24 protein-coding genes are annotated in these 24,169 nt (G+C 70.5%); 11 read left to right on the top strand and 13 right to left on the bottom strand.

The genetic code is table 11. The features are described from left to right. Window positions 1–10 precede the first annotated feature (10 nt). On the bottom strand, window positions 11–1,006 hold the full coding sequence (locus tag ABD481_RS26060; RefSeq protein WP_344668382.1) for an NAD(P)H-quinone oxidoreductase: 996 nt from the start codon (window positions 1,004–1,006) through the stop codon (window positions 11–13). Window positions 1,007–1,577: 571 nt separating this feature from the next. Here ABD481_RS26060 and ABD481_RS26055 point away from each other — a divergent pair. Continuing rightward, window positions 1,578–2,222 (top strand): hypothetical protein, encoded by a 645-nt coding sequence (locus ABD481_RS26055; RefSeq protein ID WP_344668381.1) that lies wholly within the window; start codon window positions 1,578–1,580, stop codon window positions 2,220–2,222. On the opposite strand, the gene ABD481_RS26050 is transcribed toward ABD481_RS26055, so the two are convergent. After that, on the bottom strand, window positions 2,206–2,808 hold the full coding sequence (locus ABD481_RS26050; protein ID WP_344668380.1) for a TetR/AcrR family transcriptional regulator: 603 nt from the start codon (window positions 2,806–2,808) through the stop codon (window positions 2,206–2,208). The two genes, ABD481_RS26055 and ABD481_RS26050, sit on opposite strands and share 17 nt — an antisense overlap. A gap of 96 nt (window positions 2,809–2,904) precedes the next feature. On the opposite strand from ABD481_RS26050, the gene ABD481_RS26045 reads away from it, so the two are divergent. Continuing rightward, the gene (locus ABD481_RS26045; RefSeq protein WP_344668379.1) at window positions 2,905–3,645 is read left to right on the top strand and encodes an SDR family oxidoreductase; all 741 of its coding nucleotides are present in this window, start codon (window positions 2,905–2,907) and stop codon (window positions 3,643–3,645) included. Between the two features lie 3 nt (window positions 3,646–3,648). Here the strand turns inward: ABD481_RS26045 and ABD481_RS26040 are convergent, their stop codons facing one another. Next, on the bottom strand, window positions 3,649–4,431 hold the full coding sequence (locus ABD481_RS26040) for an oxidoreductase (protein WP_344668378.1): 783 nt from the start codon (window positions 4,429–4,431) through the stop codon (window positions 3,649–3,651). Window positions 4,432–4,618: 187 nt separating this feature from the next. Between ABD481_RS26040 and ABD481_RS26035 the strand changes: the two genes are divergently transcribed. Then, window positions 4,619–5,596: an ATP-binding protein gene (locus ABD481_RS26035; RefSeq protein WP_344668377.1), complete on the top strand. Its 978-nt coding sequence runs from the start codon at window positions 4,619–4,621 to the stop codon at window positions 5,594–5,596. Here the strand turns inward: ABD481_RS26035 and ABD481_RS26030 are convergent. Further along, a complete protein-coding gene (locus ABD481_RS26030) occupies window positions 5,562–6,494 on the bottom strand; it encodes an alpha/beta fold hydrolase (RefSeq protein ID WP_344668376.1) in 933 nt (310 codons plus the stop codon). The genes ABD481_RS26035 and ABD481_RS26030 overlap by 35 nt on opposite strands. A 15-nt stretch (window positions 6,495–6,509) precedes the next feature. After that, window positions 6,510–7,091 (bottom strand): TetR/AcrR family transcriptional regulator, encoded by a 582-nt coding sequence (locus tag ABD481_RS26025; RefSeq protein WP_344668375.1) that lies wholly within the window; start codon window positions 7,089–7,091, stop codon window positions 6,510–6,512. A 133-nt stretch (window positions 7,092–7,224) separates the two neighbouring features. Here ABD481_RS26025 and ABD481_RS26020 point away from each other — a divergent pair, with 133 nt between their 5' ends. The 5 genes from ABD481_RS26020 (at window position 7,225) to nhaA (ending at window position 13,763) form a co-directional block, all read left to right on the top strand. Further along, window positions 7,225–8,448, top strand: coding sequence for a sensor histidine kinase (locus tag ABD481_RS26020; RefSeq protein ID WP_344668374.1), 1,224 nt, complete (start codon window positions 7,225–7,227; stop codon window positions 8,446–8,448). Further along, window positions 8,445–9,179, top strand: coding sequence for a LytR/AlgR family response regulator transcription factor (locus ABD481_RS26015; RefSeq protein ID WP_344668373.1), 735 nt, complete (start codon window positions 8,445–8,447; stop codon window positions 9,177–9,179). The genes ABD481_RS26020 and ABD481_RS26015 overlap by 4 nt, the downstream gene beginning before the upstream one ends. A gap of 173 nt (window positions 9,180–9,352) precedes the next feature. Beyond that, the gene (locus ABD481_RS26010) at window positions 9,353–9,952 is read left to right on the top strand and encodes an acetate uptake transporter (protein ID WP_344668372.1); all 600 of its coding nucleotides are present in this window, start codon (window positions 9,353–9,355) and stop codon (window positions 9,950–9,952) included. 273 nt (window positions 9,953–10,225) lie between these two features. After that, a complete protein-coding gene (gene acs / locus ABD481_RS26005) occupies window positions 10,226–12,181 on the top strand; it encodes an acetate--CoA ligase (RefSeq protein ID WP_344668371.1) in 1,956 nt (651 codons plus the stop codon). 280 nt (window positions 12,182–12,461) lie between these two features. Continuing rightward, entirely contained in the window at window positions 12,462–13,763 is a 1,302-nt protein-coding gene (nhaA, locus tag ABD481_RS26000) for a Na+/H+ antiporter NhaA (protein WP_344668370.1), read from the top strand. Window positions 13,764–13,827: 64 nt separating this feature from the next. Here the strand turns inward: nhaA and ABD481_RS25995 are convergent, their stop codons facing one another. The 8 genes from ABD481_RS25995 to ABD481_RS25960 all read right to left on the bottom strand — a co-directional run bounded on the left by ABD481_RS25995 (window position 13,828) and on the right by ABD481_RS25960 (window position 20,316). Continuing rightward, entirely contained in the window at window positions 13,828–14,586 is a 759-nt protein-coding gene (locus tag ABD481_RS25995) for a MerR family transcriptional regulator (protein ID WP_344668369.1), read from the bottom strand. A 148-nt stretch (window positions 14,587–14,734) separates the two neighbouring features. Continuing rightward, window positions 14,735–15,394, bottom strand: a complete 660-nt coding sequence (locus ABD481_RS25990) for an HAD family hydrolase (protein ID WP_344668368.1) — start codon at window positions 15,392–15,394, stop codon at window positions 14,735–14,737. 130 nt (window positions 15,395–15,524) lie between these two features. After that, window positions 15,525–16,703: a lipid-transfer protein gene (locus ABD481_RS25985; protein ID WP_344668367.1), complete on the bottom strand. Its 1,179-nt coding sequence runs from the start codon at window positions 16,701–16,703 to the stop codon at window positions 15,525–15,527. Beyond that, a complete protein-coding gene (locus ABD481_RS25980) occupies window positions 16,700–17,101 on the bottom strand; it encodes a MaoC family dehydratase (protein ID WP_344668366.1) in 402 nt (133 codons plus the stop codon). Before ABD481_RS25980 ends, ABD481_RS25985 begins: the two co-directional genes overlap by 4 nt. Next, a complete protein-coding gene (locus tag ABD481_RS25975; RefSeq protein WP_344668365.1) occupies window positions 17,098–18,165 on the bottom strand; it encodes an acyl-CoA dehydrogenase family protein in 1,068 nt (355 codons plus the stop codon). Before ABD481_RS25975 ends, ABD481_RS25980 begins: the two co-directional genes overlap by 4 nt. 17 nt (window positions 18,166–18,182) lie before the next feature. After that, the gene (locus tag ABD481_RS25970) at window positions 18,183–18,584 is read right to left on the bottom strand and encodes a Zn-ribbon domain-containing OB-fold protein (RefSeq protein WP_344668364.1); all 402 of its coding nucleotides are present in this window, start codon (window positions 18,582–18,584) and stop codon (window positions 18,183–18,185) included. Then, on the bottom strand, window positions 18,581–19,099 hold the full coding sequence (locus ABD481_RS25965; RefSeq protein WP_344668363.1) for an FAS1-like dehydratase domain-containing protein: 519 nt from the start codon (window positions 19,097–19,099) through the stop codon (window positions 18,581–18,583). Before ABD481_RS25965 ends, ABD481_RS25970 begins: the two co-directional genes overlap by 4 nt. 8 nt (window positions 19,100–19,107) lie before the next feature. Continuing rightward, window positions 19,108–20,316 (bottom strand): acyl-CoA dehydrogenase family protein, encoded by a 1,209-nt coding sequence (locus ABD481_RS25960; RefSeq protein ID WP_344668362.1) that lies wholly within the window; start codon window positions 20,314–20,316, stop codon window positions 19,108–19,110. Between the two features lie 155 nt (window positions 20,317–20,471). Between ABD481_RS25960 and ABD481_RS25955 the strand changes: the two genes are divergently transcribed. From ABD481_RS25955 to ABD481_RS25945, 3 genes are read left to right on the top strand one after another with little or no spacing between them, the layout of a single operon-like run. Beyond that, complete coding sequence (locus ABD481_RS25955; protein WP_344668361.1) at window positions 20,472–21,722, top strand: NTP transferase domain-containing protein; 1,251 nt, start codon at window positions 20,472–20,474, stop codon at window positions 21,720–21,722. Next, entirely contained in the window at window positions 21,719–23,008 is a 1,290-nt protein-coding gene (locus ABD481_RS25950) for a molybdopterin molybdotransferase MoeA (RefSeq protein ID WP_344668360.1), read from the top strand. Before ABD481_RS25955 ends, ABD481_RS25950 begins: the two co-directional genes overlap by 4 nt. Before the next feature lie 41 nt (window positions 23,009–23,049). Continuing rightward, on the top strand, window positions 23,050–24,066 hold the full coding sequence (locus ABD481_RS25945; protein WP_344668450.1) for a potassium channel family protein: 1,017 nt from the start codon (window positions 23,050–23,052) through the stop codon (window positions 24,064–24,066). Window positions 24,067–24,169: the final 103 nt, after the last annotated feature.

Genomic DNA, 24,169 nt, shown 5'->3' with positions numbered 1-24,169 from the left:
CGACTCCCCGTCACCCGCCGCCTGCCGCCGCCACGTCCAGCAAGACCTTGCCGACGTGCCCGCTGTCCTCCACGATCCGGTGGGCCTCGGCCGCCGCTTCGACCGGCAGCACGCGGTCCACCACCACCCGGAACCGCCCGGCCTCGATCAACGGCCACACCGCGTCCCGGGCCGCGGCGACGATCTCCGCCTTCTCCTCGGTCGGCCGCGCCCGCAAGGTGGTGGCGGTGACGCTGGCCCGTTTGGTGAGCAGGGTGCCGAGGTTCACCTCGCCCTTGACGCCGCCCTGCAGACCGATGATCATCAGCCGGCCGCCCACGGCGAGCGCCTGGACGTTGCGGTCCAGGTAGGCGGCCCCCATGTTGTCCAGGATCACGTCGACGCCCCGGCCGTCGGTGGCCTCGCGCACCCGTTCCACGAAATCCTCTTCGCGGTAGTTCACCAGCACGTCGGCGCCGAGGTCGCGGCAGGCCTGGAGCTTGGCCGCGCTGCCCGCCGTGACCACGACCCGGGCCCCGAGCTGGTGCGCGAGCTGGACGGCCGTGGTGCCGATGCCGCTGGAGCCGCCGTGCACCAGGAAGGTGTCCCCGGCCGAGAGCCCGGCCAGCAGGAAGACGTTCGACCAAACGGTGCACACGGTCTCCATCAGACCGCCGGCCTCCGTCATACTCAGCCCCTTGGGCAGCGGCGCGACCTGGCCGGCCGGCACCGCGACGCGCTGCGCGTAGCCGCCGCCGGCGAGCAGGGCGCACACCTCGTCGCCCGGCACGAAGCCGGTGACCCCGGCGCCGACCTCGGCGATCCGCCCCGAGCACTCCAGGCCCGGATAGTGCGAGGCGCCGGGCGGCGGCGTGTAGAAGCCCATCCGCTGCAGGATGTCGGCGCGGTTCACCGCCGTGGCCGCGACCTCGATCAGCACCTCGCCCGGACCGACGGCCGGATCGGGCACCTCGGCCCAGACCAACCGCTCCGGCCCGCCGGGTTCGGCGATCGTGATGGCACGCATGACTTCACCCTAGCGAGAGGTTCGCGCCGGGGTCGGATCAAGGCGGAGAACCGCTCTCGGCCGGTACCCCTGACCACGGCTGGGACCCGTGATCAGGATGAGGCGGCGGGATTCGCCCATTCGGTCGACAACAAGTAAAAACCCACCGGTATGACTTGGCACCGTCCTGGATCAGTCGTAGAAAGAGAACTAAGGCCGGACGACCACCCAACTCAAAGAGAAGGAATGGTTTGGCACAGGGCCGTCAGACCTCGACATCGATCGGGAACCCACGCAAAGACCGACCCCTTGAGGGGCCAGCCAGCCAGGCAGTCGGAAAGCAAGTAACAAGGACCTGGAAGGCGACTACGGCGAGCGACGCTTGGTAACTCGTTCTCGATGTCACTGACAGCGGTGCCGCTGCGCAGCGGCACCGCTGACGTTTGTTCCGGGGGAACCGCGGGCACCGCGCAAACGTCTGAGGGACATGACCGGTCTTATCAGGGCTCGCATTTCCGCGGGGGTCTCCGTCGCCGCGCTCACGCTCCTGGTCACGGGGTGCGCCAGTCAGCATTCGCACGTTTCAGGACACATGGTCCTGACCACGCCGCCGACCGACGGGCCGACCTCCGGCCTGGCCGGCAGCCCGACCGACAGCCCGGCCAACACCCCGACCAACACCCCGACCTCCGCCGTGGAACCCGCCGTCGGATCGTCCGCTCCGGCTCCCACGGCGACCACCTGGGTCTCCGGCATGCCGCCCGGGCAGAACACCCTCCTCACCGCCGCCGAGAGCATCCGGCCCATGCTGGCGCGGGACTACGCCGACTGGTTCGCCGCCATCGCGTTCCAGCAGCCCAAGTCGCCGGACGACAAGACCGAGTACGCGCTGCTCGTCTACCGGGTCCCGCATCCGGCCCTGGACGACGCGGTCCGCTCGGCCCTGCCGACGACGAAGGTCGTGTTCGTCGACACCAAGCTCAACCTCGAACAACAGCGGGCGCTGACGAACAGCGTCAGCTTCGGCTATTGGCGCGACCAGGGCCTCACGATCAACACGCTCGGCTGCGACTTCGACGGCGTGTGCACGTTCGGCGTCGACGACCCCGCCAAATGGCGCGCGGCCCTGGAGGCCAAGTACGGCAAGGCGAAAGTCGTGGTCATCAAACAGGGCCAGGCCACGTCCCTGACCGGTGACGTGGCGCCGGGCACGACGCTCGCTAGCGGTCCCCGGTAGCAGCCGCCCGCGGCAGACCCGCCGCGACCAGCGCGGCGGACAGCTTGTGCGCGGCGTCGGCGTCCAACGGCCGGTGACCGATCAGCCCCCGGTACCAGAGCAGGCCGTAGGCCAGATCGGTGAGGAAGTCCAGGTCCGTGCCCTCGGCGATCTCCTGGCGCTCGGCGCCCCGTTCGAGCAGCGTGCGCAGGCTCGCGCGGCGGTTGGCCAGGAACTCCTGGAACGGCGCGGCCGTCTCGGGGTTCTCGATGGACGCCGCCATCATGTTCTTCAGCTGGTTGAGCACCGCCGGATCCTCCGACTGGCGGAAGGTGGCCTCGAAGAACTCGGTCAGATCGGTGCCGAGCTCCCCGGTGTCCGGCAGCGGGATGGTGTGCCGCGCCCGGGTGCCCACCGCCTCGGCGATCACCGCCGCCTTCGACGGCCACCAGCGGTAGACCGTCTGCTTGCCGACGCCGGCGTCCTTGGCCAGGCGCTCGATCGTGAACCCTTCGTAGCCGACGTCCTGCAGCAGGGCGATCGCGGCGTCGATGATCGCGTCGCGGGCCGCCTCGTTGCGGCGTCTTCCGGTGTGGGGGCGCTCCATGACCGGCAGCCTAGCCGAGTTGTCTAGACGCGTCGTCTCGGTAATAATTGTCGAGACGGATCGTTTCGACAAAGTGGTTCGACGGAGGGGACGGGTATGTCCACCCAGGGCAGGTTCACCGGCAAGACCGTTTATGTGATCGGCGCCAGCCACGGCATCGGCGAGGAGACGGCCCGCGCGTTCGCCGCCGACGGGGCCGAGGTGCTGATCACCGGACGCAGCAAGGAGCGGCTGGACGCGGCGGCCGAGCGCATCGGCCACACGGTCCGCGTCTTCGAGGCCGACGCCACCCGGCAGGCCGACGTCGACGCCCTGTTCGCGGCCGCCGGGAAGATCGACCACCTGGTGCTGGCGGTCAGCGGCGGCATGGTCGGCCTGGGCGCCCTGGCCGACCTCACCGACGAGGCCCTGCGCGAGGGCTTCGAGGGCAAGGTGTTCGCCCAGCTGCGGGTCCTGAAGGCGGCGCTGGCGCACCTGGCCGCCGACGCCTCGGTGACCTTCATCGCGGCCGGCAGCTCCCGCGCCGCCTTCCCCGGCACCGTCGCCCTGGCGGCGGCCAACGGCGCCCTGGACGCCGCGGTCCCGCCGCTGGCCACGGAACTGGCCCCGATCCGGGTGAACGCCGTGAGCCCGGGCGTCATCGACACCGCGTGGTGGCACCCGCTGGGCGAGAACCGCGACGGGTTCATGGCCCAGCAGGCCGCGGCCACCCCGGTCGGCCGGGTCGGCCGGCCGCACGACGTGGCCGAGGCGGTGCTGTTCCTGGCCGGCAACGGCTTCACGACTGGCGTGGTGCTGGACGTGAACGGCGGGACCACGCTGGCGGCTGGGAAGTAGTGCTCAGCCCCGCATGATCGCCTCGCACACCGCCAGCGACTCCCGCGCCCCGAGCGCGACGGCCTCGGCGTAGTGCGCGAGCCAGGCGGTACGGCCCTCCTCGGTGCCGCTCGCGTAGCCGCGCGCCGCCGCCAGATAGGCCTCGACCCCCAGATCGACGTGCCCGGCCTCGACCACGGCCAGCGACTGCGGGTCCAGGCCGCGGTCGGCCAGGATCAGCCGGGACGAGGCCCGGGCCAGCAGGCCGTCGCCCCAGCCGAAGGGCTCGGCGACGAGCAGCTCGGCGTGCACGGCGGCGGCGACCACGACCGCCGGGACCTCGGCCGACGCCGGGTCGCGCAGGTCGTTGGCCAGGGCGGTCAGCAGGGCCGCGGCCTCCGGGCCGCGGGGGCGGCCGACGGCGTCCGGGTCGACCGAGCCGGCGGCGGCCAGCAGATGCATACGGGACAGCGCCTGGATCGGCGAGCGCTTCCAGACCGTCGCGAGGCTGCCCAGCTCGCCGGAGATTCGCAAGGCGCCGCGCAGGTGGCCCGAGCCGTCCTCGTCCCCGAGGTCGGTCCGGCGGCGGACCTCCTCCAGCGGCCAGTCGGTGCCCGGCTCGCCCAGCGACCCCAGCGCCGCCGAGGCCCGGGCGCCGCGCAGCTGGGACTCGGCGGTGACCCGGGACGACTGGCTGCGCAGGACTTTGTGGCCGCGGACGCGGTCCACGGCCTGGCGCGCGGTCTCCGCCGCGTCGGCGGCGTTCGGGGCGGCGGCCAGGCGCCGGATCGGAGAGCTGCTGTCCATGCCCCGGACTCTACCTACTGGCAAGTAGCGCGGCCGCCACCCGATCGGAGGACGCTTGGTTGACGCGCCGCCACGACGGCGCGGAGACTCGGCGCGTATCCGTTTTAATGAAAACGGTTGTCATCAGACGCGGACCCCGCTGGGGGCCCGCGCTCTGCTTCCCTCTCCCGGCGCAAGGAGGTCCGGCATGCGCATCGCCCTGGTCGGCAAAGGCGGCAGCGGCAAGACCACGGTCTCGGCCCTGCTCATCCGGCACCTGGCGGCCGGCGGCCGGCCGGTGGTCGCGGTGGACGCCGACATCAACCAGCACCTGGGCGCGGCCCTCGGGCTGTCGGACCGGGAGGGCGCGGCGCTGACCCCGATGGCCGCGCGGCTCCGCGAGATCAAGGACCACCTGCGCGGCGACAACCCCCTGATCCCCGACGCCGAGGCGATGGTGAAGACCACCCCGCCGGGCCGCGGGTCGCGGCTGCTCCGGCTGGACGAGGACAACGCGGTCCACAGCCTGTGCGCGACCCGGCTGACCGGCGACCTGGAGAACGTGCGCCTGCTGGTCACCGGCGGGTTCGAGGAGCAGGACCTCGGCGTGTCCTGCTACCACTCCAAGGTGGGCGCGGCCGAGCTGTACCTGAACCACCTCGTCGACGGGCCGGACGAGTACCTGGTGATGGACATGACCGCGGGCGCCGACGCCTTCGCCTCCGGGCTGTTCACCCGCTTCGACCTGACCTGCCTGGTGGTCGAGCCGACCCGCAAGTCGGTGTCCGTCTACCAGCAGTACCGGGAGTACGCCAAGGAGTACGACGTCGCGATCCGCGTGGTCGGCAACAAGGTGACCGGCCCGGACGACGTCGCCTACCTGCGCGACCACACCGGCGCCGACCTGGTGGCCTGCCTGGGCGCGTCCGGCTACGTCCGCGCCCAGGAACAGGGCCGGGACAAGGGCTTCGACTCCCTCGAACCGGCCAACCGCACCGCCCTGGCGCGGCTTCAGATGGCGGTGGACTCGGTGCCGCAGGACTGGGCCAAGTTCACCCGGCAGGCGGTCCACTTCCATCTGAAGAACGCCAAGGCGTGGGGCGACCGCGCGACCGGCGTCGATCTCGGCGCGCAGGTCGACCCCGACTTCGTCATGGGACCGGAAGCGTTCGCGGCACAGCGCTGAACGTCACGACCGTCCGCACCACGTCCGGATCGATCAGGATCCGGAAGTGGCCGAGGCTGGTCCACGGGTCCAGGACGGCGCCCGGCCACATCGCCTTCAAGTGCTCGCCCGACGCCGCCGGTACCTCGCGGTCGCCGAGGTCGTGGACGATCAACAGCGGAGGAAGAGTGGCCGGGTCCACAGTGCGCATGCGCTGAGGGATGTCGAACCTGTCCATCGGCATACCCACGCGCTGTTCGACGAGCTCAAGGAACCGGGTCCTTATACGTTCGCCGAAGCCGGCTGTCTTCGCGAACGTATAGGAGAACCCGATGGGGTCGGACATAGGAGCGATCACTGCGACGCGACCGGCCGGGAGCCCGTCGAGCACGGCCAGGACGACGGCGGCCGCGCCGAAGGAGTGCGCGATCACCGCATGGGGTTCGCCATAGCGGTCGACAGCCGCCTGCAAGCTCTCCATGAACTCGGGAAGCGTGCTGCGGCCGGGCCCCGCCATGCTCTGCGCGGACGTTCCGTGCCCCGGCACGTCGAACGACACCACGCGGTGCCCGGCCGCCACCAGCGGTTCGACGAACGCATCGAGTTGTTCGGCGACGCCGCCCCATCCGTGCACCAGATAGACCGTCGGGCCTTCGCCCCAGACTCGGCCGTGCACCGTGCTGGCGCGCACTGCCACAGTGAACGGCTCACCGGCCGGCACGGCCACCGGTGTCCGCGGCCGCCAGGCCCGTTTGGGCACGGTGAGCCAGAGCCGCTCGGCCCAGCGCGCGCCCGGCCCCGGCGCGACGGTCTCCAACACCCGGAACGCGGTGCGTGCCGTGCCCAGCGCGAGAAACTTTTTAGCACGAACGATCGTGCTTTTTTTGCCCGACGGCGATGACGAGGACGAGGACGACATGGAGCGGACCCCCTGTTAGCGGTTGGAATCGATCAGCCGGGCGAAGGCGTGGCGCGCCCGCTCCTCGGCCTTGGCGTCACCGAGCAGATGGTGCGCCTGGAAGTGGATGAGCATGATCCCGTGCAGATCGTGGGCGAACTGCTCCGGATCCGCGCTCTCGGCGAAGAAGCCCTCGGCGATCCCGGTCCGGAACATCTGGCACACGGAGTCGTTGAAGTCGAGGTACATGCGGATCAGCCGGTCGCGGACCGGCCCCGGCTGGTCGTCGTACTCCCACGCGGCCGAGGTGAACAGGCATTCCGCGCGACCGTCGCGGGACACCCGCAGCCAGCTCTCGAACAGCACGGTGATCCGCTTCTCGCCGCGCGGAGCGGCGAGCGCCGGCAGGATCACGTCCTGGACGAAGGCCTCGCCGGCGAACTCCAGGACCTGCACCTGGAGTGCTTCCTTGGATTTGAAGTGGGCGAACAGCCCGCTTTTCGACATCCCGGTCCGCTCGGCGAGCGATCCGATCGTGAGCGAGGCCAGGCCGCCGGACGCCGCGGCGTCGACCGCCGCTTCCAGCACCGTCTTGCGGGTCTCCTCACCCTTGCTCACGGTCTCAAAATAGCACGATCGTTCGCTGTATGCGATGGCACGCTTCGCGGTGGCGCGGTCCGCGGCCCGCAGTCCGGCACCGATCCCCGCACCGCCCTCGACTTCGAACCCTGATCCCTTCAGACTGGGACATGTGGCATCGAACCCCGCCACTGTCGGCATCGTGGCCGCTCTCGTCGCCCCGGCGGTCGCGGTGTCCCGTGCCGTGCAGCGGCACCGGCTGGCCGGGACCTCGGCCGAGCGCGCCGCCTATGCGGCCATGCACGCCGTCGCCCTCGCCGGGCCGCCATTGCGCGCCGGGCTGACCCCGGACTCGACCCGCCGCGCGGCGCGGCATCTGCGCCCGCTCCTGGGGACGGCCGCCTTGGCGTTCCACGACACCGACCGGATCCTGACGTGGGACGGCGCCGGACAGCACCGGCATTCGCAGAACTCCTATGAGCTCTCCGTCAGCGCGCTGAACGCCGGGGACCTGAAGGTGCTGGGCCCGGAGGAGGTGCACTGCGGCAGCGAGTCCTGCGTGCTCCGGCACGCTGTCTTCGCCCCGATCATCCCGCCGAGCAGCATCGGCGGGATTCGTAACGGTGGCGGCAGCACGGCGATCGGCACGCTGGCCGTCTACAGTCCCAGCACTTCGGTGGCCTTGGTACGAGCTGTCGGAGAAGTCGCCTACTGGGTGGCGACCCAGATCGAGCTGGCCGAGTTGGACCGCTCCCGGGCACGTCTGATGGAGACCGAACTCAGAGCACTGCGCGCGCAGATCTCTCCGCACTTCATCTACAACTCGCTCACAGCCATCGCCTCCTTTACACGGACCGACCCGGGACATGCGCGCGAGCTTCTCTTAGAGTTCGCGGACTTCACGCGCTACTCGTTCCGCGCGCACGGCGAGTTCACGACTCTCGCTGAAGAGTTGCGCTGTGTGGACCGCTACCTGTTACTGGAGCGCGCACGGTTCGGTGAGCGGCTCCATGTGACGTTGCGGATCGCCCCCGAGGTGCTTCCTGTGGAAGTTCCCTTCCTCTGCGTTCAGCCCATAGTGGAGAACGCTGTGCGCCACGGCCTGGAGGGCAAGCCCGGCCCGGGCCACGTCACCATCACCGCCGAGGAGACCCGGCACGACTTCCGCATCACCGTGGCGGACGACGGCGTGGGGATCACCGCCGACGTCCTGCACGAGGCCCTGGCGCCGGCCGAGCCGGGCACCCGCACCTCCGTGGGCTTGTCGAACGTCCACGAGCGGCTGCGCGCGGTCTACGGCACCTCGTACGGCCTGCTCATCGACTCACGGCCCGGAACGGGCACCACGGTGGTGATCCGGATTCCCAAGAAGCAGGGACGGCAGACCACCGCATGACCATCGCGCCCTCGGCCGGCTTACGGGTCCTCGTGGTCGACGACGAGCCGCCGGCCGTCGCCGAGCTGGCCTATCTCCTGTCCCGCGATCAGCGCGTCGCCTCGGTGCTGACCGCCAACGACGGCGAGGAGGCGCTGCGGATCCTGAAGAACTCCCCGGTGGACGCGCTGTTCCTGGACATCCGGATGCCGGGGCTGGACGGGCTGGAGATAGCGGCGGTGCTGAACCAGTTCGCCACGCCGCCGCAGATCGTCTTCGTCACCGCGCACGAGGAGTTCGCCCTGGAGGCGTTCGACCTGCACGCGTCCGACTATCTGCTCAAGCCGGTGCGCGCCGAGCGGCTCGCCGAGGCGATCCGGCGGATGTCGCCGGCCGGGGCGTCCAGACCGGTATCGGAGGCGGGGCCCTACGACGTCATCCCCGTGGAGCTGGCCGGCGTGACCCGCTTCATCCCGCGCCAGGACGTCGCCTACGTCGAAGCGCAGGGCGACTATGTCCGCTTGTACACGGCCACCAGCAACCACCTGGTCCGCATCCCCTTGACGGTCTTGGAAGAACACTGGTCCGGCGCCGGCTTCGCGCGCACGCATCGACGCTTCCTGGTCCGGGTGGACGCCGTCTCCGAAGCCCGCTGGGAGAGCGGCCACCTGACGGTGATCATCGGCGGCACTCCCATCCCGGTGGCCCGTCGGCACACGCGTGAAGTGCGCGAACGCCTGAATCACCGTTGATCGCACCGCCGCTACCGCTCGTCTGCCGTTGGTCATCCGTTGGTCGCGCGGCAGGAACCGTCCGGAGATCGGACCCTTATCCCCTCTGTCCGAGTTTGATGGGTAATTCCTATCGTGATCGGTGGGCGGACCGATGAGATCCGCCGACCGCACGACAAAGGGGAGACGAAGTCGTGAGCGAGACCACCACCACCGCCGCCACCGTCGCCGCCGCCGGTACGCGACTGGGCGACCCGGCACCGCTGGGCCTGGCCGGCCTGGCCATGTCCCTGGGACTGCTGTCCTTCCACAACTCCGGTCTGGTCAAGGAGGCCGGGCTGACCTCGCTGACCGCCGCGACCGCCGTGGTCTTCGGCGGCCTGGTGTCGGTCTTGATGTCTATGTGGGAGTACCGCCGCGGCAACACCTTCAGCGCGACCTTCTTCGGCGCGCTGGGGGCCTTCTGGCTGACGACCTACTGGGCGCACGCCGGAGCCACGGCCGGCTCCAAGTCGATGGGCCTGTACTTCGTGGGCTGGACGGTCATCGGGGTGTACCTGACCCTGGCCGCCCTGAAGACCAGCGGCACGACGCTGGCGACCACCGCCGGGCTCAGCCTCACCTGGCTCCTGCTGGCCCTGGGCCAGTTCCAGAACGGCACCGACCCCGACAGCCTGACCAAGGTCGGCGGCTGGGTCGGCCTGGCCACCGCGCTGGCCGCCTTCTACGGCTCCTGCGCGGGTGTGGCCAATGAGACGCACGGGAAGCAGGTGCTGCCGACCTGGCCCAGGTAGCCACCTGCCCCAGGTAGCAGCGCCACCGAGCACGCCGCCCACCGAAACCGGGTCCCGGTGGGCGGCGTACCGCTGTCCGGACCCTGAACAATCGCTGCACGATGGTTGTCGATCGCTGCTCGATCCGCGCCCGGCCCTTGCCCCGGTCACCGTCCGAAGGTAAAAGGTCTATACCAATAGGCTCGAAAAGCTTGTGCTGAGCTCGCTTCGTTGGTGTGCTACAGCCTGGATACAGTGTGACCACTGTCATAAAGGATCGAACGAGGAGAGACGGTGTCGAACGAGGCCCTTTCGAACCTGCTGCACGAGGAGCGCCGGTTCGCGCCGCCCGCGGCTTTCGCCGCCGCCGCGAACGTCACGGCCGACGCCTACGCCGAGGCCGAGGCGGACCGGCTGGGGTACTGGGAGAAGCAGGCCGACCGCCTGTCGTGGGACACCAAATGGAGCGAGGTTCTGGACTGGTCGGAGAAGCCGGTCGCCAAGTGGTTCGTCGGCGGCACGCTGAACGTCGCCTACAACTGCGTGGACCGCCACGTCGAGGCCGGCAACGGCGACCGCGTCGCGATCCACTTCGAGGGCGAGCCGGGCGACTCCCGGGCCATCACCTACGCCGAGCTCAAGGACGAGGTGTCCCAGGCCGCCAACGCGCTGACCGCGCTGGGCATCGGCAAGGGCGACCGGGTCGCGATCTACATGCCGATGATCCCGGAGACCGCGGTCGCGATGCTCGCCTGCGCGCGCATCGGCGCGGTGCACTCCGTGGTGTTCGCGGCGTTCTCCCCCGACGCCCTGCGCTCCCGCATCGACGACGCCGGCGCCAAGCTGCTGATCACCGCCGACGGCTACCACCGCCGCGGCGGCACGGTGAACCTGAAGGCGAACGCCGACGAGGCGGTGGTCGGCGCCGAGACGATCGAGCACGTGCTCGTCGTGAAGCGCACCGGCGCGGACGTCGCCTGGGGCGAGAAGGACGTCTGGTGGCACGACACCGTCGGCGCGGCCGGCACCGAGCACACCCCGGAGGCCTTCGACAGCGAGACGCCGCTGTTCATCCTCTACACCTCGGGCACGACCGGGAAGCCGAAGGGCATCGTCCACACCACCGGCGGCTACCTGACCCAGGCCTCCTACACCCACCACGCGGTGTTCGACCTGAAGCCGGAGACCGACGTCTACTGGTGCACCGCCGACGTCGGCTGGGTCACCGGCCACTCCTACATCGTCTACGGCCCGCTCTCCAACGGCGCCACCGAAGTCATGTACGAAGGCACCCCGGACACCCCGCACCAGGGCCGCTTCTGGGAGATCGTCCAGAAGTACAAGGTCTCCCTGCTCTACACGGCCCCCACCGCGATCCGGATGTTCGCCAAGTGGGGCGACGACATCCCGGCCAAGTTCGACCTGTCCTCGCTGCGCCTGCTGGGCTCGGTCGGCGAGCCGATCAACCCCGAGGCCTGGATCTGGTACCGCAAGAACATCGGCGGCGAGCGGACGCCGGTGGTGGACACCTGGTGGCAGACCGAGACCGGCGCCATGATGATCTCGCCGCTGCCCGGCGTCACCGAGGCCAAGCCGGGGTCGGCCATGCGCCCGCTGCCGGGCATCTCGGCGAACGTCGTGGACAAGGACGGCAACATCGTCGAGAACGGCCACGGCGGCCTGCTGGTCCTGGACAAGCCCTGGCCGTCCATGGCCCGCGGCATCTGGGGCGACCAGCAGCGGTTCATCGACACCTACTGGTCCCGGTTCGCCGAACAGGGCTACTACTTCGCCGGCGACGGCGCGAAGAAGGACGAGGACGGCGACCTGTGGCTGCTCGGCCGCGTCGACGACATCATGCTCGTCTCCGGCCACAACATCTCCACCACCGAAGTCGAGTCCGCGCTCGTCTCCTACCCCTCGGTCGCCGAGGCGGCGGTCGTCGGCGCCAAGGACGAGACCACCGGGCAGCGGATCGTCGCCTTCGTGATCCTGCGGTCCGGCCAGGAGGAGACCCCCGAGCTGGACGCGGCGCTGAAGGCGCACGTGGCCAAGGAGATCGGCCCGATCGCCAAGCCCAAGCAGATCCAGATCGTGCCCGAGCTGCCGAAGACCCGCTCCGGCAAGATCATGCGCCGGCTGCTGAAGGACGTCGCCGAGGACCGCGCGGTCGGCGACACCACCACCCTGGCCGACTCCGCGGTCATGGACCTGATCAAGGCCAAGCTGCCGCACGCCGGGGAGGACTGATCCGCTCCCGGCGGACGCCGGACCACTGAGCGCCGAACTACTGAGCACCGGATCTCGGACCGCCGGATCTCTGAGCGCCGGGCCCACAGGACACCTGTTCTGTGGGCCCGGCGTTTCTGTGGGCCCGGCATTTCCCGAGGCTCGGGTTTTTCCGCGGGTCCGGCGTTCGCGTTAGCCTGAACGGCGCAGGAGTGCCGGAAAGGCCGGCCGGCATGGGTAGTGGTCCGTTGGACCATCACCCGTCCGCCGGCGACCGCCCAGACCTGGAGGACGCGCCCCGATGACGCCCCCGGCCCGGCCCGCCGCCCCGAAGCGCGTCTTCGCACGTCTGAGGCGCATCGAACGCCGGCACGTCGCGGAGGTGCTGCGCACCGAGACCGTGGGCGGCGCACTGCTGATCGTCTTCGCGTTCCTCGGGCTGGTGTGGGCCAACTCGCCGTGGAGCGATTCCTACGAGACGGTCAAGGACACCGTCGTCGGGCCCCATCTGTGGCATCTCGACCTGTCGCTGGCGGACTGGGCCGCCGACTTCCTGCTCGCGTTCTTCTTCCTGGTGGCCGGCATCGAGCTCAAGCACGAGCTCCAGGTCGGCGAGCTGTCCGACCGGCGGGCCGCGGTGCTGCCGGTGGCGTCGGCGCTGTGCGGCATGGTCGTGCCGATCGGCGTCTACCTCGCGGTCAGCGCCGGGCACGAGCACGCGGCCAGCGGCTGGGCCGTGCCGACGGCGACCGACATCGCGTTCGCGCTCGCCGTGCTGGCGGTCGTCGGCCAGAACCTGCCCTCGGCGCTGCGCGCGTTCCTGCTCACCTTGGCGGTGGTCGACGACCTCGGCGCGATCGTCATCATCGCGATCGCCTACACAGAGAAGATCGATACCGTCGCACTGGTGGTCGCGGCGCTACTGGTGGTCGCGTTTTACCTGGTGCAGCGTGCGCGGATCACCAACCTGTGGCTGAACGTGCCGTTGGGCCTGGGGATCTGGATCGCGGTGCACGCCAGCGGTGTGCACGCCACGGTGGCCGGAGTGGCCATCGGCCTGATGCTGCGCGGTACGCATAACGAGGGGGACAAAGACGCGACGCATCAGGGCCAGGCCCAGGAGCGGTCGTCGCCGGCCGAACAAGTCCAGTGGCGACTCCAACCGTTCTCGGCCGGTTTCTGCGTCCCGGTCTTCGCGATCATGTCCGCCGGGGTGGACATCGGCGGCGACACGCTCGGCAACCTCTTCAGTAACCGGATTCCTTTGGCGATCGCCGCGGGCCTTTTCGTCGGCAAGACGGTCGGCGTGTTCGGCGGCGCCTATCTGACGGCGCGGTTCACCCGGGCAGAGCTGTCCGACGAACTCCGCTGGCGGGACATCGCGGCGGTGTCGACGCTGACCGGTGTCGGGTTCACGGTCTCGCTGCTGATCGCCGAGCTGGCTTTCGACGACGCGCCCGAGCTGCTGAACCTCGCCAAGGGCGGGGTGCTGCTGGGTTCTCTGGTGTCCTCACTGGTCGCCGTAGTGCTGCTGCGGCGGCGGAACCGCTTCTACGTCCAACTGTGTGGTGAAGAGGCCACAGAAGACTCTGGGGAAGAATAGGGCGCGTCCCTTCCGCACTGGCCGCGGAAGGGACGCTTTTACGTTTCTGCGCGGAAGCTCCGTATCAGTCGGACAAGCGCGCTTCGGCGTACGCGGCCATAGCTGCCGCCTGGTACTCGGCGAGCCCTTCGGCGATCTTCGTGTAGTTCGCCTTGAACCGCTCGTCGTCGACGTACATCCGGCCCAGGCAGGTGTAGGCCGTGCGGTTCGGCGTCCACCAGTGGCAGATGCTCAGCCAGTGCTGGTGGGTCTCGTCCAGCACCGCCGGATCGTCGACCGGCGTCCCGGCCGCCATGAACTCGGCCATGCGGATCATCGCCGCGGTCGCCTCGCGCTGCCAGCGCTCGACGTCCGCGTCGGTCATGGACTCGCGTGTGCGCTGGGCCCTTTCGAAGTCCTCGGGCCAACGCTCGCGGGCCTCGTCGTCGTACTGCGAGGAGTCGAAGCCCTCGAACAGGTTCTCCGGGCGGTTGATGCGGACAGCCACCTCCGGCCTCCCTTCCAGATCGGCGATGGTCCGCGCCACGGTGCGGGCGACCCGGGCCAGCCGGTCGCGCTCCCCGATCAGGCGCGCGTGCTGGCGCCGGAGCGCCGCGATCAGGTCCGGCTCGGAGTCGATCGCGGTGGCGATGTCCGCCAGCCCCAACCCCAGTTCCCGCAGCACGAGGATCTGCTGAAGACGCAGCAGCTGCGCTTCCTCGTAGTAGCGGTAGCCGTTCGCGCCGACGTGGTCGGGCTTGAGCAGCCCGATGTCGTCGTAGTGACGCAAGGTGCGCGCGGTCACTCCGGACATCCGGGCCACTTGGGCGATCGACCAGCTCACGGCACTTCCTGCCCTCCCGTCGCGCGCCGCCACTCATTGCGGAGACGCCGCGCGTCACGGATCCATCGGTGTGCGGTCGGCTGTTCCGACCGCTTCTTCGACGGTAGAAGCTTCCGTAACGTCAAGGTCAAGCCGGAGTCACCGACCGTCAGGGGCGGCCGAGGATCAGGTCGAAGGCCTCGGCGGTGCGCTCAATAATGTACTCCGGCTGCGGATCACCGGCGGCGGCCGACGGCAGCGGGCGGCCGTGGTGCAGCCAGGCCGTGTGCAGGCCGGCCCCGTTGCCGCCGGCGATGTCGGCGGCCAGCGAGTCGCCGATCATCCAGCCGCCCTCCAGCGGCGCGCCGGCCCGGTCCGAGGCCAGCTCGAAGATCTTCGCCTCGGGCTTCCAGGTGCCCTCGACATCCGAGATGCACACCACGTCCACATAGGCGCGCAGGCCGACGGCGTCGATCTTGGCGTTCTGGAAGTCGCCGAAGCCGTTGGTGACGATGCCGATCCGCCAGCCGGCGTCCCGCAGCGCCTCCAGGCCGTCCTGCACGCCCGGGTACGGCGTCAGCAGCTCGACCATACGGCCCCGGTAGGCGTGCATCAGGTCGGCGGGATCGGCGGGCAGCGCGAAGAACTCGACCAGGCCCCGGAACGTGTCGTCCGGGGTGCCGGTCCAGAAGACGTGCTCCTTCTCAAGGAAGCTGTGCGCGTCGCCCCCTACGCCATGCTCCGCCACCACCTCGCCGATCCACGCGACGAAGGCGTCCTTGGAGGAGATCAGAGTGTCGTCCAGGTCGAAGAGTGCGAGACGGGGCATGGCTCCGAGATTAACTGATCGTTCCGACAGGCAACGGAACGTAGGGTTACGGCTGGTGGCGAAGTGGCTGTTCGGACCATCGGGGCCAAGGCGGCGGCCATGCAGGTCAACAGGCGGTTTCGGGGGCGGGTCAGAGGGCACTGAGCAGCAGTCCCGACGTGGGCACCCCGGTGCCCGCCGTGACCAAGACGTTGCGGACGTCGGCGACCTGGTTGACGGCCGTGCCGCGGGCCTGGCGCACCGCCTCGGCGATGCCGTTCATGCCATGGATGTAGGCCTCCCCGAGTTGACCGCCGTGGGTGTTGAGCGGAAGGCGGCCGCCGAGGTGGATGGCGCCGTCCTGGATGAAGTCGCGCGCCTCGCCTCGCCCGCAGAAGCCGAACTCCTCAAGCTGCGTCAGCACGAACGGCGTGAAGTGGTCGTAGATGACCGCGGTCTGTATGTCCTGCGGCCCCAGACCGGACTGGCTCCATACCTGGCGAGCCACGGTGCCCATCTCCGGCAGACCGGTGATGTCGTCGCGGTAGTAGCTGGTCATCATGTGCTGGTCATGAGCCGATCCCTGTGCGGCGCCAGCAATAAGGACTTCCTGCCCCGGGAGGTCCCGTGCGCGCTCGGCGGAGACGATCACCAGTGCCACCCCGCCGTCGGACTCCTGACAGCAGTCCAGAAGCCGCAGCGGTTCCGCTATGAGCTTCGATCTCTGGTGGTCGTCCAAGGAGATGGGGCGCTGATAGAACCAGGCCTTCGGGTTTGTGGCGGCGTGCGCGCGCGCCGCCACCGCGACGCGGCCGAAGTCTTCGGAGGTCGCGCCGTACCGGTGCATATAGCGCCGGGCCGCCATGGCGACCCATGCCGCAGGCGTAATAAGACCGTACGGCGCGTAGTAACCGAAGTGCTGCGCCATAGGCGACTCACCGCGCATCTGGACAGCGGCGTCGCCGGAGCCGAACCGGCGGCCGGAGCGCTCGTTGAAGGCGCGGTAGCAGACCACGACATCGGCAAGTCCCGTCGCAACCGCCGCAGCGGCGTGCGCCACCGTCGCACACGCCGCGCCGCCGCCATAGTCGACGAGCGAGAAGTAGCGCAGCTCTTTGACGCCCAGGCCGCGGCCGACCATGATCGAAGGGCTGGAGTCCATGGAGAACGTCACCAGGCCGTCGACGTCCTGTGGTGCGACGCCGGCATCGTCGAGCGCGGCCTTGCAGGCCTCCAGACACAGCTGGAGTTCGCTGCGGCCCGACTCTTTGGAGAACTCCGAAGCGCCGATACCGACGATCGCCGCCTTACCGGACAAGGATCTGCTCACTCGCCGACACCCCTCACGATCACAGTGCCGGTGACATGGTCGCCGAGCCGGTTGGCGCCGCGCACCGCGACCTCCACGGTGCCGTCCTCCTCAGCGCGGGTCACCGTCCCGGTCAGGGTCATCGTGTCGCCGGGGTAGTTCGGTACGCCGAGCCGGATGGCGATCTTGAGGATCCGGGCACCGGGTCCGGCCCAGTCGGTGACGTAGCGCCCGACGTGGCCGTTCGTGGTGAGGATGTTCATGAAGATGTCGGGGGAGCCCTTCGCCCGCGCCGCGGGGACGTCGTGGTGCACGTCCTGGTAGTCCCGCGAGGCGATGGCGCCGGCAACGATCCGGGTCGGGGTGATCGGGACGACGAGGTCCGGCAACGTCTCGCCGACCTTCGGCAGCTCGCTCACTCGTCCTCCTCGATCGGGTGGGTCGCGATCAGTTCTCCGAGCTCGCCGGACCAGGCCTCGGCGGAGCCGCCGTAGAGCTCCCAGTAGCGCGCCCAGGCGTGATACCTGTGCAGCGGATAGGTGACATCGACGCCAAAGCCGCCATGCAAGTGCTGCGCGGAGCCGACAACGCGACGCGCGCCGTCGGCGGCCCAGATCTTGGCGGTCGCCGCGGCGTAGCGGACACGCGGCGAGTCATGCGGGTGCTCGGTCAGCGCGTAGGCGGCGTCCCAGAGCGCGGCGTTCATAGCGCGCGAGTCGATATAGCGGTCGGCCGCACAGAGTGCGACGGCTTGGAAGGTCGCTAGCGGATGGCCGAACTGCACACGACCGCTGACGTACTCCGACGTCATCGCCAAGGCGCGGGCCGCGATCCCGCAGAGCATGGCAGAGGAGAAGACCGCGGCGAGGATCCGGGCCCGGTCGGCGGCGTCGCAGAGCTCCATGACCTCGGCGTCGATGAACTCCAGGACGCCCAGCGGTTCGCCGGTCGTGGTGACCTGGTCGCCGATCCGTGCGGTGGAGAGCGAGACCAGGGCGAGGACTTCATAACCGTCTTCACGCACAGCGGGAACCAGTGCCGCGTCAGCGCTCAACGGATACGGCACGAGTTGTGTGATGCCGTTGAGGCGGCGGCCGGTCAGCCGGAGGGGACTGGCGATGGTGGAAGGGTGCTCGGTGAGGGCCGCGCTGATGACCAGTTCGCCGGACAGCACTGAAGGGAGATGCTTCTCGCTGATGACCGGGACGGCGACGAAGGTCTCGACCAAGGGCACGCGTGCGAGCGCCGCGCCGGCTTCGGTCAGCAGCCGCACCATGCCCGGAATGCCGGTCCCACCGCCTCCGACGCTCTCCGGAAGCACCGCGGCGAGCAGTCCGGTATCGGCGAGTGTGCGCCACAAGCGGCGGTCGTGTTCGTCGGAGACCGCTTCGTTGCTGTAGGCAGGACTGCGGGTGGCTTCGATGTCAAGGTCTCTGAAAACCGCTGTGGACAAGTCGTCCACAGCTTCCAGTGCCTCATCCACAGGCTGTTCCGTAACAGTCATGACGCCGCCTCGGGTCCCACGAAGACGAGGCCGTCCGCGAAGAGGAGACGTAGCGGCATCTCTATCCGGAGGTCTTCGTTGGCGATGCCGCGCGTACCGCACACAATGCGCGGCCGCTCATCGCTGTCCTCGATCTCCAGGTCTATGAGGACGACCGCGTAAGGGCCCTCCTCCCACGGCGGCAGCGGGTGATGGCAGATGGTGTAACTGTGAAGGACCGCGCGACCGGTGGCGGGCACCGTCGTCCAGTCCAGTGACTGGCAGTCCGGACACATGGGGGAGGGCGGGTGCCGCAGCGATCCACAGGCTGTGCACTTCTGGATGAGCACGCCGCCCTTGGCGACGCCCTCCCAGTAGTAGGCGTTGTCGCGGCCGGTCAGGGGCTGCGGCCGCGTCATGACTGCTCCTTGGGCCTGAACCACAGAGTACGGAACGACATCTCCCCGACGAGTTCGCCATGCTGGTCCCGGTACTCGGTGACCGAGGTGAGGAAGTAGCCGTCACCGAGCGCGGTCCGCTTGCGCGCCGACACCGACTCCAAGTACGAGACGGCGTACAGGTGGTCCCCGAGGGTGAGATAGCGGTGGTAGGTCTGCTCGCAGTTGGTGGCGACCACCGCCAGATAGCCGGCTTCGACGAGTTCGGCCTGGGCCCGGGTGGTGCCGTCCTGGAATCCGCGCATCCGCAGTCCGGGCATGGTCCAGGCCTGGAGGGCGGCGGGCGGGGCGACGACGTCCGGGTGCCCGGCGGCGCGCGCCGCGTCGGCATCGGTGTAGATCGGCAGCTCGTCGCCCATCGCGTCGCACCAGTGCCGGATCATCGGCTGGTTCACCGGGTCCCAGGCCGGGACCGGGTCGGACGGCGGATCGGCCAGGTGCGCGGACACTTGCTCGTACAGCGGATCGGTCTCCACGGCTCTCCCTATCTGCGTACTCGGGGCATCGCCAGACCGGTCATCGCGATGATCTCCCGCTGGATCTCGTTGGCACCGCCGCCGAAGGTGTTGGTCACGGCGTACCGGTAGAGGAATTCGAGGTCGCCCGCGAGGAGCGCGCCGGGGGAGCCCGCCTTGAGGATTCCGCCCGCGCCGAGAACCTGGAGCAGCTCCGCGAGCGCCTCTATATGGGTTTCGGTTCCGTGCACCTTCGCGGCCGAGGCATCGGCGGGGGACAGGTGTCCCCCGGTCTGGTCCTTCTGCAGGGCCGCGACCATCTGGCCGTTCAAGAGTCGCAGGCCGCTGATCCGGACATAGGCGCGCGCCATGGTCGCTTTCACCCACGGCAGGTCCATGACGCGCTTGCCGTCGGCGGCGGGCGTGTTCGCGGCCCAGTGCTGGACGTTCGCGAACGACCGGATCACGCCCTGGGCCACCGCGGCCAGGGCGACGCGCTCATGGTTGAGCTGCGTGGTGATCAGCTTCCAGCCCTCGTTCTCGGCGCCGACCCGCATGGACACCGGGACGCGGACGTCGCGGTAGTAGGTGGCGGTCGTGTAGTGCGAGGCGATGGTGTGGATCTTGGTGGCCTCGAAGCCGGGGGAGCGGGTGTCGACCAGCAGGATCGTGATGCCCTTGTGCTTGGGCGCGTCGGGGTCGGTGCGGCAGGCGAGCCAGATGTACTCGGCCGAGTCGCCGTGCGTGGTGAAGATCTTCTGGCCGTTGACGATGTAGGCGGAGCCGTCGTCGGTGCGCACCGCGCGGGTGGCCAGGCTCGCCAGGTCGGTCCCCGCGCCGGGTTCGGAGTAGCCGGCGGCGACGTCGGTCTCGCCGGCGAGGATGCCCGGCAGAAGCAGGTCTCTCTGTTCCTGCGAGCCGAAGCGCATAAGGGTGGGGCCGACGGTGTTCAGCGCGACCAGCGGCAGCGGGCAGCCCGCCCGGGCCGCCTCGTCGAAGAAGACGAACTGCTCCACCGGGGTGAGCCCGCGGCCGCCGTACTCCCGGGGCCAGCCGACGCCGAGCCAGCCGTCCGCCCCGAGCTTCAGGTGCAGGGTGCGCGCGGTGGCCGTGGAGGTGTCCGGCAGCCGCAGGTCCCGGCGCACGTCCTCGGTGACCAGCGCGGCGAAGTAGGCCCGGAGCTCGGCCCGCAGGGCGCGCTGGGCCGGGGTGTAGGCCAGGTGTTCCGGTGGGCGCATGCGGCGGTGTCTCCCGCGGTCGGCGTGATCGGGATGATCTGAGCACTCGTCAGATTAGAACACGTTCTACCGATTGAGAAGGCACCGCGGAAGGTGCGCTCCAGGCGGCACGGCGGGAGACGAGCAGTGGGAAACACCGCGTTAAGGTGGCGGTCATGGACGATCCGGACGGCTTCGGCGTGCCCTTCGACGCCATCGTGCTGGCCGGCGGCGGTGCGCGGCGGCTCGGCGGCGTCGACAAACCGGCGCTGGACGTCGGCGGGATGAGCCTGCTGGACCGCGTGGTGGCGGCGTGCGCGGGCGCGGCGTCGATCACCGTCGTGGGCCCGCCGCGCCCGGTGCGCCGCCCGGTCGTGTTCACCCGCGAGGACCCGCCCGGCGGCGGCCCGGTGCCGGCGCTGGCCGCCGGAATGGAAATCGGCTCCTCGGAAGTGGTCGCCGTCTTCGCCGCGGATCTGCCTTTCCTGGATCCGGCGGCGGTCGAGTTGTTGCGGCGGGCATTGACCGCCGACGCGGTTGTCTTCACCGACGCGGACGGCAAAGACCAACCGCTGGCCGCGGTATATCGGCGGCCGGCATTGGCCCGGGCATTGACCAAGATCCCGGAACCGTCCGGCGCCCGGCTGTTCTCGATTCTGCGCGGGCTCGCGATCACCCGCGTGCCGGACCGGGACGGCGTCACCGCGGACTGCGATACCTGGAACGCGTTACACGCCGCTCGCGCGGTGCTCGCGACACGGCCCGCCGCACCGGCAAAGATGGACGGCATGGACGATGACAAGCTGCTCGCCGACTGGTGCGCCGCCGCCGCGGCCGAACTGGGCCTGGCCGGCCACGAACTCGCCCCGGGCGACCTGGACGCGATCCTGGGCCTGGCCGGCGTCGCGGCGCACAACGTCAAACGACCTGCCGCGCCACTGACCACCTTCCTGGCCGGCTACGCGATCGGACTGCGCAGCTCCGCCGACGGCGGACGCGGCGCCCTGGACGGCCCGATCGCGAAGCTCAGCGCCCTGGCTCAGGCGTGGGGACAGGGACACCCGCAGGAGCAGCAACTGGCCGGCGCGCAAGGCGGAGCCGGCGGCGCCCGCCAGACCCCGACCGGCGCCGCACCGGCCCGCGGCTCAGTGGCCGAACACGCCGCGGGCTCCGGACCGGCGCGCGCCGCGGAATCCGGGCAGGCGACGGGCGGCGGGGCAAGCTCGGGCACAGGTTCGAGCTCAGGTTCGAGCTCAGGTTCGAGCTCAGGTTCGAGCTCAGGTTCGAGCTCGGGCTCGGCCTCAGGTTCGGGCTCAGGTTCGAGCTCGCTTCCCTCCGGCAGCGCAACCGGCGGGCCGGCCCATGCCTCCATCGGCGACGCGACCGGCACCTCGGCCGGCGGCGCTTCGGAATCCCCCGACCGGTGAGCACCTCCTGGCCCGAGGCCCGCCGGATCGCCGCCGGCGCCGCGATCCCGCTGCCGGTCACCCGGGTGCCGCTGGCCGAGGCCTGCGGCGCGGTGCTGGCCGAGTCGCTGTCCGCGCTGGTGGATCTGCCGCCGTTCGCGACGTCCGCCATGGACGGCTGGGCGGTCGCGGGCCCGGGTCCGTGGAAGGTCACCGGCCAGGTCCTCGCCGGACAGGAGTCCTCCCGGATCGCGGACGGCGAGGCCGTCGAGATCGCGACCGGCGCGCGGATGCCGTCGGGCGCCGAGGCCGTGCTCCGCCGGGAGCGGGGATTCGTCGACCCCCACGAGCGGCTCCATGTCGGCGAGGGCGAGGATCCACACAGCCGCCCCGCCGTTCCGGCCCCGCAGCGGAGGTACGGGGAGTCGGCGGCCGGCAGCGTCACCACCCGCGCCCTGCGCGGCACGGAGCTGGGCCTGCCGATAGGGACCGACATCCGGCCGCAGGGCCAGGAGTCGCGGCGGGGCGAGACCATGCTGTCGACCGGGACCCGGGTCACCCCGGCGGTGCTCGGCCTGGCCGCCGCGGCCGGCTACGACGACCTGCCGGTCCACGAGCCGCCGCGGGTGACGCTGCTGGTGATCGGCGACGAGTTGGCGGCCTCCGGCCTGCCGGACGGCGCCCGGGTGCGCGACGCGCTCGGGCCAATGTTCGGCGCCTGGCTGGCCCAGCTGGGCGTGCGGACCACCCTGGCCCGGGTCGCCGACGACGCCGGGGACCTGCTGGCCGCCGTCGCCTCCTCCCCCGCCGACCTGGTGATCACCACCGGCGGCACGGCCCGCGGCCCGGTGGACCACGTGCACCGGGTGCTCTCCGAGCTCGGGGCCCGCCTGCTGGTCGACGGCGTCGCGGTCCGGCCCGGGCACCCGATGCTGCTGGCCCAGCACGGCGGCACCCGGCACCACCGCCGGTTCGTCGCCGGGCTGCCGGGCAATCCGCTGGCCGCGGTCGCCGGCTTCGTCACCCTGGTGCGCCCGCTGCTGCGCCGGCTGTCCGGCCTGGACGGCGGCGGCGCGGGAGCGGCGGCGTCACACTTCCTGCCGCTCGGGGATGCCGTGCGCACCCACCCGACCGACACTCGACTCGTGCCCGTATCCGTCACCGACGCCTGCGCCGCCCCGCTGCGCTTCACCGGCCCGGCGATGCTGCGCGGGCTGGCGCTGGCCGACGGGCTGGCCGTGGTGCCGCCGGGGGGAGGGGTGGTCGCCCTCGGCGCGGGACAGCGGGTGGAGGTGCTGGCGGTCTGAACGAGGACGTCACGTACGCCGCGCCGTATCGCCCTTCGGTGATGCTGCCGCGCGCGGTCCCGGGCCCGCTGTGGGCGGTGCTCAAACGGGTGCTGCTGGCGCTGGCGATCCTGGTGCTCTCGGCGGTGATCGTCTACCTGGGCCGGGACGGCTACAAGGACTCCTCGGGGCGGCCGGTGGGCTGGCTCACGGCGTTCTACTACGCGACCGTGACCCTGTCCACCACCGGCTACGGCGACGTGGTGCCGGTCAGCGGCACGGCCCGGCTGGTCAACACCCTGGTGGTGACGCCGCTGCGGGTGCTGTTCCTGCTGGTGCTGGTCGGCACCACGCTGGAGGTGCTCACCGAGCGGACCCGCAACGAGTGGCGGCTGGAGAGGTGGAGGTCGAAGGTGCGGGATCACACGGTGGTCGTCGGCTACGGCACCAAGGGCGCCTCGGCGGTGCAGACCTTGCTGAAGAACGGCTTCGACCCGGCCTCCATCGTCGTGGTCGACACCGACCCGGTCCGGATCGCCGAGGCCAACCGCCGCGGCCTGGTCGGCATCGTCGGCGACGGCAGCCGCAGCGAGGTGCTGGAGCGCGCCGAGATCGGCAAGGCACGGCACGTGGTGGTCAGCGCCCAGCGCGACGACACCGCGGTGCTGACCACCCTGACCGTCCGACGCCTGACCCGCCGCGCCACGATCGTGGCCTCGGTCCGCGAGGCCCAGAACGCGCCGCTGCTCCGCGAGGGCGGCGCCACCTCGGTGGTGACCAGCTCCGACACCGCCGGCCAGCTGCTCGGCGTGGCCACCTTCAGCCCCAAGGTCGGCCAGGTGGTCCAGGACCTGCTGTCCTACGGCGACGGCCTGGAACTGGTGGAACGCCCGGCCGACGCCCGCGACGTCGGCAAGGAGCCCCGCGCGCTCAAGGAACCGGTGCTCGCGGTCATCCGCGGCTCCCGCACCATGCGCTTCGACGACGACTCGATCGGCACGATCAAGCAGACCGACCGAATGGTGGTGGTGCGCTCGGTCCCCGACCGCCCGGGCGACCGGTCCCCGAGCGCCGGCTGAGCGGTCGGCCGAGCGACAGGCGCGGCTGCCGAACCGGTGGCGCCGGGAACTGCTCACTCCACCGGTGCCGGCGGCGCTGGCAGGTGAGCCGGCTGGTTCAGCC

It is taken from the genome of Catenulispora yoronensis, from assembly GCF_039531695.1.
In the GTDB taxonomy this organism is placed as follows: Bacteria; Actinomycetota; Actinomycetes; order Streptomycetales; family Catenulisporaceae; genus Catenulispora; species Catenulispora yoronensis.
The sequence above is the reverse complement of the archived record's forward strand: the minus strand, read 5'-3'. Positions and strand labels throughout refer to the sequence as shown.

Coding starts and splice junctions, on each gene's coding strand:
- ABD481_RS26055 (WP_344668381.1), top strand. CDS start 1,578: ATGGTCCTGACCACGCCGCCGACCGACGGGCCGACCTCCGGCCTGGCC.
- ABD481_RS25990 (WP_344668368.1), bottom strand. CDS start 15,394: ATGCCCCGTCTCGCACTCTTCGACCTGGACGACACTCTGATCTCCTCC.
- ABD481_RS26035 (WP_344668377.1), top strand. CDS start 4,619: ATGCGCATCGCCCTGGTCGGCAAAGGCGGCAGCGGCAAGACCACGGTC.
- ABD481_RS26050 (WP_344668380.1), bottom strand. CDS start 2,808: ATGGAGCGCCCCCACACCGGAAGACGCCGCAACGAGGCGGCCCGCGAC.
- ABD481_RS26040 (WP_344668378.1), bottom strand. CDS start 4,431: ATGGACAGCAGCTCTCCGATCCGGCGCCTGGCCGCCGCCCCGAACGCC.
- ABD481_RS26030 (WP_344668376.1), bottom strand. CDS start 6,494: ATGTCGTCCTCGTCCTCGTCATCGCCGTCGGGCAAAAAAAGCACGATC.
- ABD481_RS25970 (WP_344668364.1), bottom strand. CDS start 18,584: ATGACGCGGCCGCAGCCCCTGACCGGCCGCGACAACGCCTACTACTGG.
- ABD481_RS25955 (WP_344668361.1), top strand. CDS start 20,472: ATGGACGATCCGGACGGCTTCGGCGTGCCCTTCGACGCCATCGTGCTG.
- ABD481_RS26015 (WP_344668373.1), top strand. CDS start 8,445: ATGACCATCGCGCCCTCGGCCGGCTTACGGGTCCTCGTGGTCGACGAC.
- ABD481_RS26060 (WP_344668382.1), bottom strand. CDS start 1,006: ATGCGTGCCATCACGATCGCCGAACCCGGCGGGCCGGAGCGGTTGGTC.
- ABD481_RS26045 (WP_344668379.1), top strand. CDS start 2,905: ATGTCCACCCAGGGCAGGTTCACCGGCAAGACCGTTTATGTGATCGGC.
- ABD481_RS25960 (WP_344668362.1), bottom strand. CDS start 20,316: ATGCGCCCACCGGAACACCTGGCCTACACCCCGGCCCAGCGCGCCCTG.
- nhaA (WP_344668370.1), top strand. CDS start 12,462: ATGACGCCCCCGGCCCGGCCCGCCGCCCCGAAGCGCGTCTTCGCACGT.
- ABD481_RS25945 (WP_344668450.1), top strand. CDS start 23,050: ATGCTGCCGCGCGCGGTCCCGGGCCCGCTGTGGGCGGTGCTCAAACGG.